19 protein-coding genes are annotated in these 19056 nt (G+C 59.3%); 17 read left to right on the top strand and 2 right to left on the bottom strand.

What is annotated here, in order from left to right; all coding sequences use genetic code 11:
- The first annotated feature begins 1 nt into the window (after position 1).
- The 16 genes from VV088_RS13685 to VV088_RS13610 all read left to right on the top strand — a co-directional run bounded on the left by VV088_RS13685 (position 2) and on the right by VV088_RS13610 (position 13536).
- A complete protein-coding gene (locus VV088_RS13685; RefSeq protein ID WP_334601265.1) occupies positions 2-868 on the top strand; it encodes an OmpA/MotB family protein in 867 nt (288 codons plus the stop codon).
- A gap of 37 nt (positions 869-905) precedes the next feature.
- On the top strand, positions 906-1895 hold the full coding sequence (locus VV088_RS13680; protein WP_334601264.1) for a flagellar motor switch protein FliM: 990 nt from the start codon (positions 906-908) through the stop codon (positions 1893-1895).
- A 20-nt stretch (positions 1896-1915) separates the two neighbouring features.
- Positions 1916-3157, top strand: coding sequence for a flagellar motor switch phosphatase FliY (gene fliY / locus VV088_RS13675; protein WP_334601263.1), 1242 nt, complete (start codon positions 1916-1918; stop codon positions 3155-3157).
- Positions 3158-3214: 57 nt separating this feature from the next.
- Positions 3215-3580 (top strand): response regulator, encoded by a 366-nt coding sequence (locus VV088_RS13670; RefSeq protein WP_334601262.1) that lies wholly within the window; start codon positions 3215-3217, stop codon positions 3578-3580.
- The gene (fliO, locus tag VV088_RS13665; RefSeq protein WP_334601261.1) at positions 3580-3951 is read left to right on the top strand and encodes a flagellar biosynthetic protein FliO; all 372 of its coding nucleotides are present in this window, start codon (positions 3580-3582) and stop codon (positions 3949-3951) included. Before VV088_RS13670 ends, fliO begins: the two co-directional genes overlap by 1 nt.
- Positions 3952-3987: 36 nt before the next feature.
- Positions 3988-4668, top strand: a complete 681-nt coding sequence (fliP, locus tag VV088_RS13660; RefSeq protein ID WP_334601260.1) for a flagellar type III secretion system pore protein FliP — start codon at positions 3988-3990, stop codon at positions 4666-4668.
- 9 nt (positions 4669-4677) lie between these two features.
- Positions 4678-4941 carry a flagellar biosynthesis protein FliQ gene (fliQ, locus tag VV088_RS13655; protein ID WP_334601259.1) on the top strand — a complete coding sequence of 88 codons (264 nt, stop codon included), beginning with the start codon at positions 4678-4680 and terminating at the stop codon, positions 4939-4941.
- Between the two features lie 17 nt (positions 4942-4958).
- Entirely contained in the window at positions 4959-5723 is a 765-nt protein-coding gene (locus VV088_RS13650) for a flagellar biosynthetic protein FliR (RefSeq protein WP_334601258.1), read from the top strand.
- Between the two features lie 38 nt (positions 5724-5761).
- A complete protein-coding gene (gene flhB, locus VV088_RS13645) occupies positions 5762-6826 on the top strand; it encodes a flagellar biosynthesis protein FlhB (protein ID WP_334601257.1) in 1065 nt (354 codons plus the stop codon).
- 69 nt (positions 6827-6895) lie between these two features.
- Entirely contained in the window at positions 6896-9016 is a 2121-nt protein-coding gene (gene flhA, locus VV088_RS13640) for a flagellar biosynthesis protein FlhA (RefSeq protein ID WP_334601256.1), read from the top strand.
- Positions 9013-9834 (top strand): sigma-70 family RNA polymerase sigma factor, encoded by an 822-nt coding sequence (locus tag VV088_RS13635; protein ID WP_334601255.1) that lies wholly within the window; start codon positions 9013-9015, stop codon positions 9832-9834. Before flhA ends, VV088_RS13635 begins: the two co-directional genes overlap by 4 nt.
- A 28-nt stretch (positions 9835-9862) precedes the next feature.
- Positions 9863-10618: a flagellar hook-basal body protein gene (locus tag VV088_RS13630; RefSeq protein ID WP_334601254.1), complete on the top strand. Its 756-nt coding sequence runs from the start codon at positions 9863-9865 to the stop codon at positions 10616-10618.
- Positions 10619-10655: 37 nt separating this feature from the next.
- On the top strand, positions 10656-11435 hold the full coding sequence (locus VV088_RS13625; RefSeq protein WP_334601253.1) for a flagellar hook-basal body protein: 780 nt from the start codon (positions 10656-10658) through the stop codon (positions 11433-11435).
- A gap of 24 nt (positions 11436-11459) precedes the next feature.
- Positions 11460-12083 carry a chemotaxis protein CheC gene (locus VV088_RS13620; protein WP_334601252.1) on the top strand — a complete coding sequence of 208 codons (624 nt, stop codon included), beginning with the start codon at positions 11460-11462 and terminating at the stop codon, positions 12081-12083.
- Positions 12076-12561, top strand: coding sequence for a chemotaxis protein CheD (locus VV088_RS13615; RefSeq protein ID WP_334601251.1), 486 nt, complete (start codon positions 12076-12078; stop codon positions 12559-12561). Before VV088_RS13620 ends, VV088_RS13615 begins: the two co-directional genes overlap by 8 nt.
- A 51-nt stretch (positions 12562-12612) precedes the next feature.
- The gene (locus VV088_RS13610) at positions 12613-13536 is read left to right on the top strand and encodes a chemotaxis protein (protein ID WP_334601250.1); all 924 of its coding nucleotides are present in this window, start codon (positions 12613-12615) and stop codon (positions 13534-13536) included.
- A gap of 42 nt (positions 13537-13578) precedes the next feature.
- Here the strand turns inward: VV088_RS13610 and VV088_RS13605 are convergent, their stop codons facing one another.
- Positions 13579-14922 carry a late competence development ComFB family protein gene (locus VV088_RS13605; RefSeq protein WP_334601249.1) on the bottom strand — a complete coding sequence of 448 codons (1344 nt, stop codon included), beginning with the start codon at positions 14920-14922 and terminating at the stop codon, positions 13579-13581.
- Between the two features lie 23 nt (positions 14923-14945).
- On the bottom strand, positions 14946-15725 hold the full coding sequence (locus tag VV088_RS13600) for a ParA family protein (RefSeq protein WP_334601248.1): 780 nt from the start codon (positions 15723-15725) through the stop codon (positions 14946-14948).
- A gap of 143 nt (positions 15726-15868) precedes the next feature.
- Here VV088_RS13600 and fliD point away from each other — a divergent pair, with 143 nt between their 5' ends.
- The gene (fliD, locus tag VV088_RS13595) at positions 15869-19051 is read left to right on the top strand and encodes a flagellar filament capping protein FliD (RefSeq protein ID WP_334601247.1); all 3183 of its coding nucleotides are present in this window, start codon (positions 15869-15871) and stop codon (positions 19049-19051) included.
- Positions 19052-19056: the final 5 nt, after the last annotated feature.

Below are 19056 nucleotides of genomic sequence, written 5' to 3'. Positions count from 1 at the left end.
CATGGCAAGTATCAAGAAAAAAGGCGGAGGCGGAGGCGGCGGCGCCAACTGGATGGACACCTACGGCGACATGGTCACCCTGCTGCTGTGTTTCTTCGTCCTGCTGTACTCCATCTCCACCATCGACCAGGACAAGTGGATGGTCTTCATCCAGAGCTTCAACCGGGACGCTGTCGAAGAGCTGGACATCCCCGAAGGTCCCGTTGGCGAGAATACTGGCATGCATGGCGACGATATGCCCATTCCCGACGACAACAACGAGGTGGACGTGGCCTTGAATGAGCTGTACGACTTCCTGGTGGAATACCAGCAGAGCGCAGCTGCTGCCGCTGACAGCATTTCCGTCAGCAAGGGGGACGATTTCGTCTTCATCTCCTTTGACGACGCCGTCTTCTTCGACGGCAACAGCTCCTTTCTGCGTCGGGACGGCAAGGATGTGCTGGATGTGCTCATCCCCGCTCTGATCGAGGCGGGCCCCTATATCGACGAGCTGCGGGTCCTGGGCCACACCGCCCAGCAGTACGCCGACAAGCCCAACAAGGTCAGCAGTGACCGGCATCTTGCCTGTGACCGGGCCGCTGAGGTGGCCATCTACCTTCAGGAGAACATCAGCTATGAGTCGCTCCATCCCGGACGGATCATCGCCATGGGCTTGGGTCAGTGGCGCAACGTGGCGCCCAACGATACCGGTGAGAACCGGGCAAAAAACCGCCGCGTGGAGCTGATTATCAGCGGCCGCGATCTGGAGAACGAACTGACCGACAGCTACCGTCAGTATTACACCATGTACGACGAGGCCAACGAGGACAGCACCAATTTCGCCGCGGATGGCAACGCCGTTATGAGTTACAATACCAACGGAAACTGAAGCTGGATCGAGGAAGTATCATAAATGAGGGAACGTTATGGCTGAAGTCTTATCACAAAGTCAGATTGACGCCCTGCTGAACGCGGCCAGAAGCGGAGAACTGGACGTAGACAAGCCGGCGGAAAAATCTGCAGAACAAAAATATCGGAAATATGACTTTTACAGCCCCCGCAAGTTCACCAAGGACAGGCTGAAGATGCTCAACAGCATCTTTGAGAGCTACGCCCGGGTCATCAACTCCAGGGTCAACGCCCTGCTTCACGCCACCTGCGAGATCGATGTGGACAGCGTGGAGGAGCAGCGGTACTATGAGTTTTCCAACGCCTTGACGGAGAGCGACGTGGTGGCCTTGGCAGAGATCGACCGGGAGCAGCTGCAGGGGGACGACCCCATTCTGGTCCATATGGACACGCCGGTGGTACTGTCCATGCTGGACCGGATGATGGGCGGCGAGGGAGATCCGGACCCCACGGTCCCCAGCGACTACAACATGACCGATCTGGAGCTGAACATGTACGACAGCCTGATTGCCGATCTGATCCCCATTCTGGGGGGCAGCTGGGAGAACTATATTTCCCTGAACTTCTCCTACATCCGCACTGAGGTGAATCCCACCCTGGTCCAGCTGATTGGCTACGACGAGACAGTGGTGATCGTGGGCCTGAACATCAAATTTCCCAACTGCACTGGCCGGATGAGCCTGTGCCTGCCCGGCGAAATGCTGACCAATGTTTTTTCCGAGATCAGCAAGAGCACCAGCCGCCGCACCACCGGAGAGGATAAGTCCGAGGAAATCTTCGATACCCTGCGGGATTCCGAGCTGGAGATCGTAGCCGAGCTGGCCCGGACCCGGATCTTACTCAGCGACCTGTATCACCTGAACGTGGGCGATGTGGTAGATATCAAGCGATCCAAAGACTCCCCGGTCTTCCTGAATATTGGAGGGCGAAGGTGGTTTGACGGGAAAATGGGCACCAGCAACAAGCAGGTGGCCGTGAAAATCGGAGAGACCTACATAAAAATGTAGGCTAAAAGGAGCGAATCTGGATGGAAGATACTATTTTTAGCCCGATGGAAATAGACGCCATCGGGGAGATCATGAATATCAGCCTGGGCTCCTCTGCCACTGCGGCCTCCAATATGCTGGACCACCGGGTGGATATCACAACTCCCAGGGTGAGCGTGATCAACGCGGAGGATTTTACCCTTGGCAAGATCGAACCGGCGGTAGGCGTGGAGATCAAGTATGTCTGCGGTCTGGAGGGCAGCAACATCATGCTGCTCAAGCGCAGCGACGTGCGGGCCATTACCGACATTCTGCTGATGACCGAGACACCCGACGAGGAATTTGAGCTCAACGAGCTGTCCATCAGCGCCGTGTGTGAGGTCATGAACCAGATGATGGGGTCCTCCGCCACCGCTCTGTCCGATTTGCTGGGCCGGATGGTGAACATCTCCACCCCCGAGTCCTTCGAGCTGGACGACCTGGACAAGGTGAAGGAGGAGCACTTCCCCGTCACTCACGGCCCGGTGGTGGTGGTGCGCTTCAACCTGACCATCGATGACGTACTGGACAGCGAATTCATGAACGTGATGTCGGTAGAGCTGGGTAAGGAGCTGATCGCCGGCTTCGGTCTGGATGCGGAGGCTGAGCCGGCCCCCGAACCTGCGCCCGCCGCCGCCCCTGCTCCGGCCCCCGCCGGCGGAGGAGCGGCGATGAGCCAGGAGGAGATCGAGCGGATGATGGCAGCCGGAGCGCCCGCCGCCGCTCCGGCCCCCGCCGGAGTTCCAGCGGCCCCTGCTGCAGCGCCTCCGGGCATGCCCCCGGCGGGCGAGATGCCCGCCGCCTACCCCGGTTACCCCCCTTACGGCCAGATGCCTGCGCAGGGCCAGTATCCATACCCTTATCCGCCCTACCCCATGTATCCGCCCCAGCCTGCTGCGCCGCCTGATCCCAAGGTGATCAACGCCCAGCCCAACCGCATGCGGGAGCTGAGTTCCGAGACCCAGCTGAATCAGGAGCAGAAGGACAACCTGGACCTGATCCTCTCCGTCTCCCTGGAGGTGGCGGTGGAGATCGGCCGGACCCGGCGGAAGATCCAGGATATCCTGTCCTTCTCCAAGGGGTCTCTGGTGGTGCTGGACAAACTGGCCGGTGATCAGGTTGATCTGCTGGTTAACGGACAGTGTGTAGCCAAGGGCGATGTGGTGGTCATCGACGATAACTTTGGCATCCGCATCACCGAGATTCTGCAGAAGCCGGATATCAATGTGCTGACCCAGGGCTGAGCCCTTTGCATATAGATCGATCAAACACAAACTATTTTTTGAAAAGGATGGTTCACTATGGCTAAGATTCTTACGGTTGACGACGCTGCTTTTATGCGCAAGGTCATCAAGGACACTCTGAGCAAAGCCGGCTACACCGAGATTTATGAGGCGGAGGACGGCGCCATGGCGGTGGAGAAGTACAATGAACTCAAGCCCGACCTGGTACTCATGGACATCACCATGCCCAACAAGGACGGCCTGGAGGCTCTGAAGGAGATCCGTGCCGCTGATCCCGGCGCCAATGTGGTCATGTGCTCCGCCATGGGCCAGGAGACCATGGTCATCGACGCGATCCGCTCCGGCGCCAAGGACTTTATTGTGAAGCCCTTTAAGCCTGAGCGCGTGCTGAAGACCGTTACCTCCATTGTAGGCGAGCCCTGATGGAATATTGGTCCCAGATCCTCTCCGTCTTAGGTCTGCTGGCCGTCATTCTGCTGGTGCTGGCGGGAGCGTGGTTCTTTACCCGCTGGGCCGGGCAGAATTTTGGCGGCAGCGGCCTGCTGATCCGGAGCGGCAGCCGCCTGCGGGTCCTGGACCGGGTCATGCTTGGCCGGGACCAGGCTCTGCTGGTGGTGAAGGCCGGACAGCGGTATCTGCTGCTGGGCAGCACCCCCGCAGGGCTGACCCTGCTGGCGGAGCTGAGCCAGGAGGAGGGAGAGAACTGGGACCCGCCCGCGTCCCCTGAGGGACCGGAGGCAAAACGTCCCCCAGATTTCCGCGCCCTGATGCAGCGGCTGAGAGAGAAAAAATAACCCGAAGTGCCGGTGAATGGATCGAGGTGAGGAAGGATGCTGACCGACGCGCTGCTGAATGTAAATGTGAATGGTGACAGTGTGCAGTCGCTGGAGATCCTGTTTCTGACCACTGTTCTGATGCTCCTGCCCTCGCTTATCATCATGATGACCTCCTTCACCCGGTATGTGGTGGTCTTCTCCTTTCTGCGCAGCGCCATGGGTACCCAGCAGACCCCGCCGAACATGGTGCTGGTGGGCATGGCTCTGATCCTGACCCTGTTCACTATGAGTCCGACCCTGGCGGCCATCAACGAGGAGGCATTTGTCCCCTATCAGGAGGAAGAGATCACCCAAATGGAGTTCTTCGAACGGGCTCAGGTGCCGCTGAAGCGGTTCATGGCCAGTTGGACGGAGCTGGACAATGTGGGGCTGTACTGCACCATGTCCGGCTTGGACGCCCCGGAGACGAAGGAGGAGGTCCCCCAGCTTCCGCTGACGGTGGTCATACCGGCCTTTGTCACCAGCGAGCTGAAGCGGGCGTTTATCATCGGCTTTCTGCTGTATATCCCCTTTGTGCTGATTGACATGATCGTGGCCTCCACTCTGATGTCCATGGGCATGGTCATGCTGCCGCCATCCATGATCTCTACGCCGTTTAAGCTGCTGCTGTTTATTTTGCTGGACGGATGGCAATTGCTGTTCTCCACCCTGGTGGCAGGCTTCACCATTGGGTAAGGAGGAAACATGGATACAAGCATGATCACACAAGTCCTGCGGGAGGGAATATGGGTCGCCATCAAGCTGGGCGGGCCCATGCTGATCCTGAGTATGATGGTGGGCGTATTGATCGCCATCTTCCAGGCAGTTACCCAGATCCATGAACAGACTTTGGGCTTTATCTTTAAGCTGACGGTGGTTATCCTGGTCCTCCTGGTTGGAGGGGGCTGGATGATGGAGACCCTTCTGGACTACGCGAAGAGTATCTTCACCCTGATGGCCACCCGCTAGGGGAGAGGAGGACTTTCGTGGACTGGAATGCGCTCACCCTCTTTCTGATGATCACCGGCCGGATGACCGGCATGATCGTATTCAATCCCCTGTTAGGGCGGCGGGGCGTCCCCGGTCTGGTCAAGGGGGGACTCGCCCTGCTGTTGTCTATCAGCGTCTACGCGATCACGCCCTCTGGACCGGAGATGCCGGCCACGGTGCTGGGCCTGGCCCTGACCTTTCTGATGGAGCTGTTTTTGGGCTATGTGCTGGGCCTGGTGGTCAATATTTTCTTCTATATCCCCATCATGGCGGGTTCCGTTATCGATATGCAGATGGGCCTGTCTATGGCGTCCACCTACGATCCAGCCTCGGGCATCCAGGTGACGGTCACCTCTACATTTTTCAATCTCCTGATGTCCCTGCTGTTTTTTGCGGCCAATGGCCACCATACTCTGATCCGCATCTTTGCCAGCTCCGGCCTGGTGGTTCCCTTTGGCGCTGTGGCGCTGGGGGAGACCTTCTACGCAGGGATGATCCAGATCTTTTTGGACTGCACCATCCTGGGCGTCAAGCTGGCCATGCCGATCCTGGCTGCGGAGCTGATGGGTCAGGTGGGTATGGGCATTCTGATGAAGGCCATTCCCCAGATCAATGTGTTTGCCATCAATATTGAGCTGAAGGTCATCATTGGTCTGGTGATGCTGCTGATCCTGCTGGTCCCCATCAGCGGGTTCCTGCTGGACGCAGAGGTGGAAATGCTGCTGGCGGTCCAGCGTGTGCTGCCCCTGATGTCGGGCTGAACAAACGGGAAAACGGCTGACAAAGGGGGGATCATTCCATGGCCGGCGACTCCAAGACCGAAAAGGCAACGCCAAAACGACGGCGGGACGAACGAAAAAAAGGCAACGTCCTGATGAGCAAGGATGCCGTCGCCGTGGCGACCCTGGTGGGCAGCCTGTTTATGATCCAAACCATGGGCGGTGTTTTCGTATCCCGGATGCACGCGTTGCTGAACCTCTGCTTTTCCTACATGGCGTCCGGCAGCTCGGTGATCCCGGCCAATATCCTGAATGACCTGCTCAAAACGGTGATTGTGACCTTTGTGGTGATCGCCGGGCCGTTTTTGGCGGTCACCGCGATCCTGGCCATAGGCGTCACCTTCTTCCAAACCAAAATGCTGGTGGCAGGGGAGTCGATCAAGCCAAAATTCAGCCGCCTCAACCCCCTGCAGGGCTTAAAACGGCTGTTTTCCCTGCGCAGCGTGATCGAAGCGCTGAAGGGCATTTTAAAGATCTCGATTCTGCTGATACTCATCTACAACTATTTCAGTCGTGTGGCCCTGAGCTTCAGCCGCTTTTTGGATATGAGCCTGAGTCAGTCCTGTTCCATCCTGTTTCAGGACATTATGACGCTGGTGATCCAGATTGCGGTGGCCTTTGCCGCGCTGGCCTTCTTTGATTACCTGTACCAGTGGTGGGACTACGAGCGGCAGCTGAAAATGTCCAAACAGGAGATCAAAGAGGAGTATAAACAGACCGAAGGCGATCCCCAGGTCAAGGGCAAGATCAAGCAGATCCAGCGGCAGAGGGCCCAGCAGCGCATGATGCAGCAGGTGCCTGGAGCCGACGTGGTCATCCGAAACCCCACCCACTTTGCCGTAGCCCTGCGCTACCACGAGGAGGAGGACAACGCCCCCAAGGTGCTGGCTAAGGGAATGGATGAACTGGCTCTGCGCATTGTCAAGGTGGCCGAGGAGAACGGTGTCCACGTGGTGGAGAACGTCCCTCTGGCCCGAACGCTGTACGCCTCTGTGGACATCGACCGGGAGATCCCTCCCGAACTCTACGGTGCGGTGGCCGAGGTGCTGGTCTATGTCATGAAGCTGGATAAAAAGCTTCCCTAACATTGCAAATCAGGCCCGAATTTTTGGGTTTTACATAAAAAGGAACAATAAAAAGGAAAGGATGACACCATGCGGCGGATTTTTCAAAACAGCATAGCACTTCTCGTGGTGGTCATTGTCCTCTTCCTGATCGTCCCCCTTCCTCCGGCGTTGCTGGACATTCTGATCATTACCAATATTTCCCTGTCCATCGTGATTCTGATGGTCACCATGACCATCTCCGAGGCGCTGGAGTTCTCTATTTTCCCCTCCCTGCTGCTAATTACCACTCTGTTCCGGCTGGGCCTGAATGTGTCCACTACCCGGTCCATCCTGGGCTTTGACGGCAGCACCTCCTCCCCCGGCACACAGGTGATCCAGACCTTTGGTGAGATGATCACCCAGGGCAATATCGTGCTGGGCGTCATTATCTTCTTTATTATCGTGCTGGTGCAGTTTATCGTCATCACCAAGGGCGCGGAGCGCGTGGCCGAGGTGGCTGCCCGCTTCACTCTGGACGCCATGCCCGGCAAGCAGATGGCCATCGACGCCGACCTGTCCTCCGGCCTGATCGACGAGCAGCAGGCCCGGGAGCGCCGGAGCAAGATCCAGCGGGAGGCGGACTTCTACGGCGCCATGGACGGCGCGACCAAGATCGTCAAGGGCGACGCCATCATGTCGCTGATCATCACGGCAGTCAACCTGATTGGCGGCATCATTATTGGCTCCCTCAACGGCATTGGGGACCTGGGCACGGTGGCCCAGACCTACTCCATCGCCACCATCGGCGACGGCCTGGTGTCTCAGCTGCCCGCCCTGATGATCTCCACTGCCACCGGCATGATCGTCACCCGTTCGGTGTCTGACGGCAGCTTGAACACGGACGTCATCAACCAGTTTGCCCGTCAGCCCAGAGCTATCCTTACCGCCGGCGCAGTGCTGATCATCCTGGGCATCATTCCGGGTACCCCCACCGTCCCTCTGCTCATCGTGGGCGTGGGCCTGGCTGTGCTGGGCTACCTGATGAGCGGACGCATCGAGCGGAAGGAGGCCGCTGAGCTGGTCCAGACAGACGAGCCGGCGGAGGCGGATATGACGGCCGCTCCCAGCGAGACCGACTACTACAAGGATATCAACAACGTATACGGGCTGCTCAATGTGGACCCCATTGAAATGGAATTCGGCTACAGCCTGATCTCTCTGGTGGACGAGAGCAGCGGCGGCAAGCTGATCAGCCGCATCGTGATCTTCCGCCGCCAGTATGCCCAGGATATGGGTTTCGTCATCCCCTCCATCCGCCTGCACGACTCCTCCGCGCTGGGCACCAATCAGTATGTGGTCAAGATCAAGGGCGAGGAGGTGGCCCGAGGCGAGATTCTGGTGGATTACTACCTGGCTTTGGAGCCGGTTAACCCCGCTGGCGAGATTGACGGCATCGAGACCATCGAGCCCGCCTACGGCATCCCCTCCCGGTGGATTCTCCCCGAAAACAAGGAGATGGCGGAGATCTACGGCTACACCGTCATCGACCCCCTGTCCGTGATGCAGACCCACCTGTCCGAGGTGGTCCGCCGTCACGCCTACGAGCTGCTGGGCCGGGCGGAAGTGATCCAGCTGGTGGAGAACCTGAAAAAGACCGCCCCCGAGCTGGTGGAGGAGGCCATTCCCAATGTGCTGTCCTACGCCAATCTGGAGCGCATCCTCCGCAATCTGTTGAAGGAGGGGGTCCCCATCCGGGACCTGGCCACCATCCTGGAGACTGCGGTGGACTCCCTGATGACCACCAAGGATATTGACATGGTGTGCGAGAACATCCGTGTGGCGCTCAGCCGCACAATCACCCGCCGCTTCTGTGAGCACGGCCAGCTCCGGGTGGTCACCCTGGACGCCGAGGTAGAGAAGCGGGTCATCAGCTCCCTCAGCAAGAACGAGCAGGGCATCTATCTGGCCATGGGTCCGGACCTGATGCAGGGTATCGTCACCCAGCTGGGCGACTACCTGAAAAAATTCAACGACCTCTCCCAGACCCCCATCGTCCTCACCAGTCAGGTCATCCGGATCTACCTCAGCCGGATGCTGTCCCAGTTCTATCCCAGCGTCTACGTCCTCTCCTTCAACGAGATCACCAGCGACGTGCAGATCCAGTCTCTGGGCAACATCACCTTGGACAAAGCGCAGGTGCGGCCTGAGCGAAAGGCGGCCGCGGTATGAGCGGGGGAGCGGCGGTCTCCGGGCCGGAGAAGCTGACCTGGAGCCAGGAGGAGCTGGACGCGCTCACCACCGAGGAGCTGTTCCAGACCTATAAGCGCACCGGCAGCGAGGAGCTGAAGTGGGCTCTGGTGATGCGCTACATGGGGCTGGTGAAGACCATCGCCCTCCAGGTTCGGGGGGTATACAGCAGCTTCGCCCAGGTGGACGACATCGTGAATGAGGGCCTGATCACTCTGGCTGGAGCGGTGGATAAGTTCGACCCGGACAAGGGCATCAAGTTTGAGACCTATGTCTCCAAGCGCATCCGGGGGGCGGTGATCGATCTGGCCAGGCGGCAGGACTGGGTGCCGCGCAGTGTGCGGCGGAAGGCCCGGGACATCGACCAGGCCAGCAGCGAGCTGTTCTCCGAGCTGGGCCGGTATCCCACCGACCAGGAGATGGCCCAGCGCCTGGGAGTGACTCCGGACCAGTACCAGGAGGACCTGGCCAACTCCTCTATGTGCAACGTGCTCTCCCTGGACGCCCTGTTTGAGGACCGGGAGCAGAACGGCGGCGCGGACGTGCCCGACGGCGGCTCGGACAGCCGGCCCGAGGACTCCATGCTCCGGCAGGAGCTGCTGGAGACGCTGACCAAGGCCATCGAGTCCCTGCGGGAAAATGAACAGACTGTCATTTCCCTCTACTACCACAAAAACCTCAGCATGAAGGAGATCGCCCAGGTGATGGAGGTCAGCGAGCCCCGTATCTCCCAGCTCCACTCCCGGGCCATCCAGAAGCTGAAGCTATATATGAACCAGTACATGACCGGCGGCAAGTGACCCGCTTGGACGAGAGGAGTTTTGCGCAATGATAAAGGGCTTTTACAACCTGACCTCCGGGATGCTGTCCCAGGGGCGGCGGCTGGACGTTGTGGCCAACAACATGACCAACATATCCACCGCCGGCTTTAAGGCCGAGCATTATACCGACCGCACCTTTGACGAGGTGATGGCGGTGCGGGTGGGCAATCTGGATAAGTCCCACTACGAGGAGCTGCCCACCTATCAGGCCTATATTCTGGCGCCGGATCAGCTGTACACCGATTATACCCAGGGCGCCCCGGAGGAGACCAACCTTCCGCTGGACTTCTGCATCCTGGGCGAGGGCTTTTTCGCCATCCAGACGATGGACGGGGTGGCCTACACCAGAGCGGGCAGCTTCACGCTGGACAACGAGGGCTACCTGTGCCTGTCCGAGCTGGGCTATGTACTGGACAACGAGGGGGAGCCCATCCAGTTGCCCACCGACAAGCTGAACGTGGATAAGCTGGGGAATCTTGCCACCGAGGACGGCGAGTATCTGGGCACCTTGGGCGTGTATATGTTTGACGACAACGGCGAGCTGGAGCGCACTCCCTACGGCCTTTTTACCGGCGACGGCGCACAGCTCAACGAGAATGCGACCATCCTTCAGAAGTATGTAGAGCGGTCCAATGTGGACATGGTGAAGGAAATGGTCAATATGATGTCCACCCAGCGGGCGCTCCAGAGCGCCGCGCAGATGAGCAAGATCTATGACGAAGTGATTACCCGGGTGGTCGGTGACATTGGCCGGATGCAATAATCATCCTCCTCCCAGGGAAGAAAGGCGTGAGTGAGCTATGAATATGTCCTTTTACACCGGCGCTGTGGGCGCGTATATGCAGAATCAGCGCATGAATGTCCAAGCCAATAACATCGCGAACGTGAACAACTACGGCTACAAGGCGGAGCGGGCGACCTTCCACCATCTGATGTACGGCAACGTGACGGGCATCGACGATGAGCAGCTGCCCAAGGGCACCGGCACCAAAATGGTCAAGGCCAGCGTGGACTATGAGACCGGCGGCTACACCGAAACGGGCTTCACCTTCGACTTCGCCATCAAGGGAGACGGCTTTTTCGCCCTCTACGATCCCTCCAACGGCGAGATCTCCTTCACCCGGGATGGGGCATTTATGATGGCCCGGTTTGAGATCCCTCCCGCAGAGGATGCCGAACCGGAGATTGATCCTGACACCGGAGAGGAGATCGAGCCTCAAAACACGATAGAGTGGCGCCTGTCTGACAACGAGGGCCGCTTCGTCCTGGACCCGGCGGGCAATTTCATTGTCATCGACCCTCTGAACCGGGAGGCCGACCTGAACATCGGCGTGTTTGACTATCGCATCTACGATGGCATGCAGCACGCGGACAGCGGCCGGTTCAATCCCGTTGACAAAAACGGCGACCTGTACCTGGGCACCGGAACGGTGATCCGAGGCTATCTGGAGCGGTCCAACGTAGACCTGGCCCAGGAGATGGTCAAGGTGATCGAGTCCCAGCGGGCTTACAGCTATGCGCTGCGGATGGTGCAGACGACCGATGAGATTGAGCAGACCATCAACGGTTTGCCCAACTAACTTAGAAAGAAGGGAAGCTGGGGTATGATAAAGAATTATGATCAGTTGACGTCGCTGGAGATCGATACGCTGCGGGAGATCGGCAGTATCGGCACCGGCAACGCCGCCACGGCACTGTCCCAGATGCTGGGTAAGGAGGTGCGCATCACCATGCCGGAGGTGCGCATCATGGGGTATAACGAGGCCATCGAGTGGATTGGCGGGCCCGAGGCGGTGACCGCCGGCGTGCTGGTGAAGATGAGCGGCGATGTAGGCGGCATCATGCTGTCCGTCCAGAAGCTGGAGCTGGTCAACTTCATTCTGGAGACCATGCTGGGCCAGGGGATCGGCAGTTATGAGGAATTGGCGGGACTGGAGCAGTCGGCGCTCATTGAGATCGGCAACATTATGATTTCCGCCTTTGTCACGGCTCTGTCCGGACTGGCCGGGATCAACATCAATCTGACCGTCCCCGCCTTCGCGGTGGATATGCAGGGCGCAATTTTGGCGGTACCGATGGCCGAGTACGGCGGCATGTCCGACTATCTGATGACCATCGGAGGGAATTTTGTCTGCAACGGGCAGGAGATCCCCAGCCACCTGCTGCTGTCCCCCGACCTGCGCTCTCTTGAGTTCTTATTGAGGAAGCTGGGCGTTAGCGATGGCTGATCAAAAACTGACGGTAGGGATTGCGGATATGAAGGTGCTCCAGGGGGAGGGCATCCTGGTGACATATGCGTTAGGTTCCTGCATCGGTCTATGCTTTCACGATCCTAGACTGCGGCTGGGGGCGCTGCTCCATATCATGCTGCCCCTGAATATGGAGGCCGGCCGGACCCATACGCTGAAATATGCCGATACCGGCATCAAGGAGACACTTCGGCAGCTGGAGGTCAAAGGCGCGTCCCGGGCCCGGATGACGGTGAAGATCGCCGGCGGAGCCAAAATGTTTGAGATTGCCGGCGGCAGCGGTCTGGGCAACATCGGCCAGCGCAACATCGAAAGTGTTCACACCATCCTGAAGCGAGAGAACATCCGCCTGATCGGAGAGCATACCGGCGGCTCCATCGCCCGGACCATGCTTTTTGATGTGGCCAGCGGCCAGGCCTGCGTCCGGTCCTACGGACAGAAGGACATTATTTTCTAACCAAAGACGCGCCGGAGGGCGCTATCCTAAATAGAGTGAGGAGTGTCAGAAATGGCGGAGGTACATAACAGCGGTATCCTATTGGAATCCGGCACCAACGAGATCGAGATCATGGAGTTCACCATCGATAATAATCTGTACGGCATCAACGTGGCCAAAGTGCGGGAGATCATCATGCCCACCAAGGTGAAGCCAATGCCGCATGCTCACCCGGCCGTGGAGGGGATTATTAAGCCCCGCGACATTGTCATCACTGTGGTAGACCTGCCCACCTACCTGGGAGCGGAGAGCCAGAAGGGCGAAAAGGACCTGTTTATCATCACCAACTTCAACAAGATGTACATCGCCTTCCGGGTGCATACGGTGGTAGGGATCAACCGCATCTCCTGGACGGATATCCACAAGCCGGACAAGACGGTGTCCGGCGGCTCTGAGGGGGTGGCCACCGGCATCGCTCAGTGCGGCAAGGACCTGGTCACTATCCTGGACTTCGAACGGATCGTGGCGGAGATCGCGCCCGAGACCACCATCCAGATGGACGAGATTGACCAGATGGGTCCCCGCTCCCGCAGCGATGAGCCCATCTGGATTGCGGAGGACTCCATCCTCCTGTCCAAGATGATTGAGGACTGCCTGCATAAGGCGGGGTATGTCAACCTGCGCATGTTCCCCAACGGACGTGAGCTGTGGGAGGCACTGAATGAGCTGCCCCAGGATCGAACTCTGTTTGAGCAGGTGGCGCTGATTATCACCGATATCGAGATGCCTCAGATGGATGGCCACCGGCTGACCAAGCTGGTGAAGAGCAGCCCCCGCTTCCAGCCCGTTCCGCTGATTATCTTCTCCTCCCTCATCAGCGAGGAGATGCGGATCAAGGGCCGCCAGTTGGGCGCCGACGAGCAGATGAGCAAGCCGGAGATCGGCCATTTGGTGGATGTGATGGACCATCTGCTGAACGGCGCAAAGGCTGTATAACGAAGAAAAAGCCCGCCATATGGCGGGCTTTTTTGTCTGCGCTCAGGTCTCGTCCTTGCGGTCGTGGTGGGGGTGGTCCATCACGGTCTTGCAGGCCCGGGTCAGCTGGGCCAGGATGGTGGAGTTGAACCGCCCCTCGTAGACGGTGAGCATGGGGATGCGGTCCAGCTTGGACAACACCACATATTTGGGCACCAGGTTGGTGAGGGTGAGAGCCTTGACGTCCGCCTCACACTGTTTGCAGGTGCAGATGCCGAACTTTTTTATATATCTAGGCGCTTTTTCCTCCACCAGGACCTGCATGATGTTTGTGTAGGAGATCTCCTCCTCCTTGGGAGCCTGGGGCTTGGGCGCGGGCTTTTCCGCTGCAGGAGCGGCCTGCGGAGCGGGCGCAGGTGCCGGAGCAGGCGCGGGCGTCTCAGTGGGCGCGGCAGCGGCGCTCAGGAGCTTCTCAATCTCCTCCTGGCTCATCTTGCCGCCCGAGGCCGCGGGAGCCGGAGCGGGTGCAGGAGCCGGAGCCGGTGCGGGTTCTGCGGCAGGCGCGGCAGCGGCGCTCAGAAGCTTCTCGATCTCCTCCTGACTCATCTTGCCGCCCGGGGCCGCGGGAGCCGGAGCGGGTGCAGGAGCCGGAGCCGGTGCGGGTTCCGCAGCAGGCGCGGCAGCGGCGCTCAGGAGCTTCTCAATCTCCTCCTGGCTCATCTTGCCGCCCGAGGCCGCGGGAGCCGGAGCGGGTGCAGGAGCCGGAGCCGGTGCGGGTTCTGCGGCAGGCGCGGCAGCGGCGCTCAGGAGCTTCTCAATCTCCTCCTGACTCATCTTGCCGCCCGAGGCCGCAGGAGCCGGAGCCGGTGTGGGTTCCGCAGCAGGCGCGGCAGCGGCGCTCAGAAGCTTCTCAATCTCCTCCTGACTCATCTTGCCGCCCGGGGCCACGGGAGCCGGTGCCGGTGCCGGAGCCGGTGCGGGTTCCGCGGCAGGAGCGCCGGCGGCGGCCAGAAGCTTTTCAATCTCCTCCTGGCTCATTTTGCCGCCCGAGGCCGCAGGGGCCGCGGGGGTCTGTTCGGTGGTGGGCAGTTCCGTCGCCACTGGGGATACCTCCTCAATTACAGATTGTGTGGGCTGTTCCGCCGCAGGGGCGGGAGTTTCATCCAGCTCCTCCTCTAAAGCGCGCTGGATCTGCTGGGCCAGATTGTCGTCATTGGCCTGGGCTACCTCCAGAATGGGAGGGAGGAGGGGGCGGGAGGGCGCGGCCGGAGCGGCCGGCTCCACTGCGGCCTCCGCCGCAGTCTCCTCACCGGCGGGCGCGCCCTCCTTGGGGACTCCGGGCGCGGTGAGGAGGTTAAGAACATGGGCAGTTTTGCTGCCCTTGGCGTTTTTCTTGCTTGCGGCCATGAAATGGTCTCCTTTCCGAAGTATCAGGAGTTAGGATAGGTGGGGTCGTACATCCGGGCGATCTCATTGATGAGCAGGCGGAAGTCACGAGCCACCTTGGAGTCGGGCGCGTAGGACAGCACGCTCTCGCCGTGAGCGGGAGCCTCCGCCACCGCCACGCCGGAGCGGATGCGGGACTGGAATACAGAGGTATCCAGCTGCTTGGCGATCTGCTCCGCCATGTCCAGCACCTCCCGGTTGAGGGTGAAGCGCTGGTTGAACTTGTTCAGCACGATGCCCAGCACCCGCAGGCGGGAGTTGTAGCACCGGCGGACGGTGTCGATGGTCTCCCGGATCTGGGAGACGCCCAGCAGGCTGAGGATCTCCGGGGCCATGGGGATGACCAGGCCGTCGGCGGCCACATAGGCGTTGACCGTGAGTACGTTGAGGGCGGGAGGGGTGTCGATGATGATATAGTCGTACTCCTCCTCCACCTCAGCCAGGGCGTTTTTCAGCAGAAACTCCCGGCCGGGCCGGTTGAACTCCAGCTCTGCGGCGGACAGCAGGATGTTGGAGGGCAGGATATCCCCGCAGTCAGACTTCATGATGACATCATGGATGCCGGCGGTGCCCTTCAGCACATCGTAGACGGTGGCGCAGTTTTCAATGTCCAGTCCCAGACAGAAGCCCAGGCTGCCCTGGGGGTCCAGGTCGACGCCCAGCACCCGGGCGCCCCTGCTTTGCAGGCCGTCCATCAGGGCGCTGGATGTGGTGGTCTTGCCCACGCCGCCCTTCTGGTTGGTAATAGTGATGATAGCGGACAAGCGATCTCCTCCAGTAAAATCTTTCTCCGAGAGCTATTATCTTAATCATACTACATGCCGATAAAAAAGTACAGAGTATTTTTGCGTTCAATTTTCATAAAAAACCGTTGGAACACAGAGACAAGACGGAAGGAGCGATTCTTATGGCCTCTATCAGCGGAGCAAGCAGCAGCAATATGACAAGCAGCCTGTACAACAGCGCGAATGTTGTCAGCGGCCTGGCCAGCGGCCTGGATACAGAGGGTATGATCGAAAGCCTGGTGCAGAGCTACCAGACGAAGATTAACCAGCTGAACCAAAAGGTGACGAAAATCGAGTGGAAGCAGGAGGACTACCGGAGCATCATCAGCAAGATGGTAGGCTTCAGCAACAAGTACACCTCCTATGCTTCCCCCACCAACCTGCTGTCGGCCAGCTTTTTCAACAACGCGGTGAAGGTAGCCGCCCAGGGATTGTACGCCAACAAGGTGACGGCCAGCGGCAAGACCAGCAGTAATGTCGCCCTCAACGCGGTGCACCAGCTGGCCACCTCCACCCAGTACCGTACCAGCGGCAACCTGAAGGCCGGCGACGGAAAAAGCGTTCAGGCCAGCAAGGGCTTTGACCTGAATGGCAAGACCACCCTGTCCAGCCTCAACGGCAGCCTGACCCTGACCTACGGCAGCAACAACATCACCCTGAACTTTAATGAGGTGACCGACAAGGAGGCCCTTGAGGCGATCAAGGAGAAATATTCCAATCAGCATGGCCAGAGCATGTCCGAGAGCCAGGCTCTGGCGGAGCTGATCAACCAGAAGCTGGAGGGCCAGACCATCACCTTCAGCGGCGGCTCCGCCGCCGACGCCAAGGACCGCATCGAGGTGCGGGTGGACGGCATGAACATCACCTTTAAGGACAAGACCAGCGCGGGCAACGCCGTTTACATGTCCAAGGCCACCGGCAACGTGGCCAAGACGCTGGGCATCGAGGACGCGCTGAAGAACGCCTCGGAGGATAAACCCTCGACCATCGGGCTGACCTACGACTTCTCCACCACCCGGCAGGAGGATAACGCCTCCTATCTGTCGGAGAAGACCTTGAACATGAGTCTGGACGGCGGCACCGCCAAGCAGGTCACGCTGCCTGAGATCGTCACCCGGAATGGCAAGAGCATGATCTGGGACACCGAGGAGAACAAGGCGATTGAGTATAACGCGGAAAACTACACCAAGGTGCTGAACGACACCCTGTACAAGGTCTACAAGGGCAAGGTGAAGGCGGAAAATCTGGCCACGGACGGCACCCTCCAGCTGAGCATCATCCCGCAGGAGGGTTCCAACCTGCTGATCAACACCGAGGTGGGCGAGACCCTGGGCATCGGCCGGATTGCCACCAGCTATCTGAACACCAGCAAGACCCTGGGCGATCTGGTGGATCTGGACGACTCCTATGCCCTCCGGTACAGCGACGGCAGTTTCGCGCTGGACGAAAAGGGCAACAAACAGTACCGGTTCGTTCTCAACAATACGATCATCGGCACCTATACCAAGGACAGCACGCTGTCGGAGGTCATCAGCGACATCAACTCCAACAAGGGGGCCGGTGTCAAGGTCAGCTACTCCCAGACTACCAACAACTTCCTGTTCAGTGCCTCCGAGACCGGCTCCGACGGCGATATCACCATGGGATTCGGCCTGGCCCAAGTCATGTTCGGGCAGGCGGACAGCTATCAGTTCAGCACGAACGAGAAGGTGGGCAACCTCCTGGGGACGGGCGCCGATTACGGAGAGTCCGGAGACAACGCAACCATTCACTTTGGCGATAACATGCACCTGCCCCTCCGAATCGAAGCGGAGGACAGCGTCAGTGATGTGGTCCAGAAGCTGAACGACCTGATTGGTGAGATTCAAGCTGACGTCGGCGTCGCTAATTTTGATTATACAGCGCGGTTTGATAAAACCCTGGGGACCTTTGTGCTCCGGGACAACGCCACCGGCGAGGATCTGGCGGCTTCTTCCGGCGAGGGCGTCGGTGAGAGCCTGCTGAGTGCGGTCGCGGCCAGCGTGGAGCGCAGCAAAAACAGCGCGATCGACCTGAGCGGCAGCACAAAGGCGCTGCTGGGCATGGGCACAGACCAGAATCTGGCGGGCAACATCTTCTCCGTCAATGTCGGCGGCAAGCAGGTGGAGTTCACCTTCGGCCTGGAGGAAGACAGCAAGCTGGAGCATATTCTGAGCAACATTGAGAATATCCTGGGAGATGGAAGCAAGGCCGCCTTCTCCGGGAAGGACGGCTCCTTGATCGTCACAGACAAGAACGGCAGGGAGCTGACCGTGAGCTATAATGACAAGGAGAATAACCTTGCAGAGACGATCGTCAACAAGCTGGGCGAACAGCTGGGCTATACCAAGGGCCTGGACGCCAAGTTTACCGTTACGGTCAACGGCGAGCAGATCGAGATGACTCGCGGCTCCAATAGCATCGTCATCGATGGGCTTACCATCAACATGCAGGATACCTTCGACAGCGCTGAGGTGGACGCCAACGGCGATCCGGTGCTGGGTCTGGACGGCAAGCCGGTGTATAAGGCCTCCAACGCCGTCACCTTCAAGAGCAGTACAGACTCCGACAAGATCATTGACGCCATCAAGTCCATGATCGAGGACTATAATGTCATGATGGCGGAGGTCAAGGCGGCCTACTCCACCATGCCCTATAAGAACTCCAACGGCAAATTTGCCAACTACGAGCCTCTGACCGATGATGAAAAGGCCGGCATGACCGAGAGCGCCATCGAACGCTATGAGGAGAAGGCCCGGCAGGGCATCCTCTTCGGTGACCGGACCCTGTCCACGATGTATGAGAAGATGCGCAATATCTTTTCCCCCAACGGAGAGGACGGCGCCTACCTCCGCGCCATGGGCATCACCACCAGCTATACCATCAGCGACGGCAGCGAGGCCGTCACCCTGGACGAGGATAAGCTGCGCGCCATGCTGGACAGCGATCCCGATCTCGTGGCCGATGTGTTCACCCGGGTGGGCGGCGAGAACGGCGGCGGCGTGATGCAGAACCTGAAGGTCCAGCTGGACGCCTATGCCAAGACCACCGGCGAACCCAAGGGCATCCTGATCCAGCAGGCCGGCAGTCCGCTGAGCTCCCTGTCGCTGATGAACAACACCTGGCAGAGCCAGCTTGACAACATCAATACTCAGATCGAGAAGTGGCAGGATAAGCTGTCGGATCAGGTGGACCGCTACACCCAGCAGTTCAGCCGGTTGGAGGTCCTGATTCAGCAGATGAATTCTCAGAGCTCCACCCTGGCCGGCCTGATGGGCGGCTACTAATAGGA

The sequence above is a fragment of the Lawsonibacter sp. JLR.KK007 genome (assembly GCF_036941135.1).
In the GTDB taxonomy this organism is placed as follows: Bacteria; Bacillota; Clostridia; order Oscillospirales; family Oscillospiraceae; genus Lawsonibacter.
This window is presented reverse-complemented; position numbering and strand designations above follow the sequence as displayed.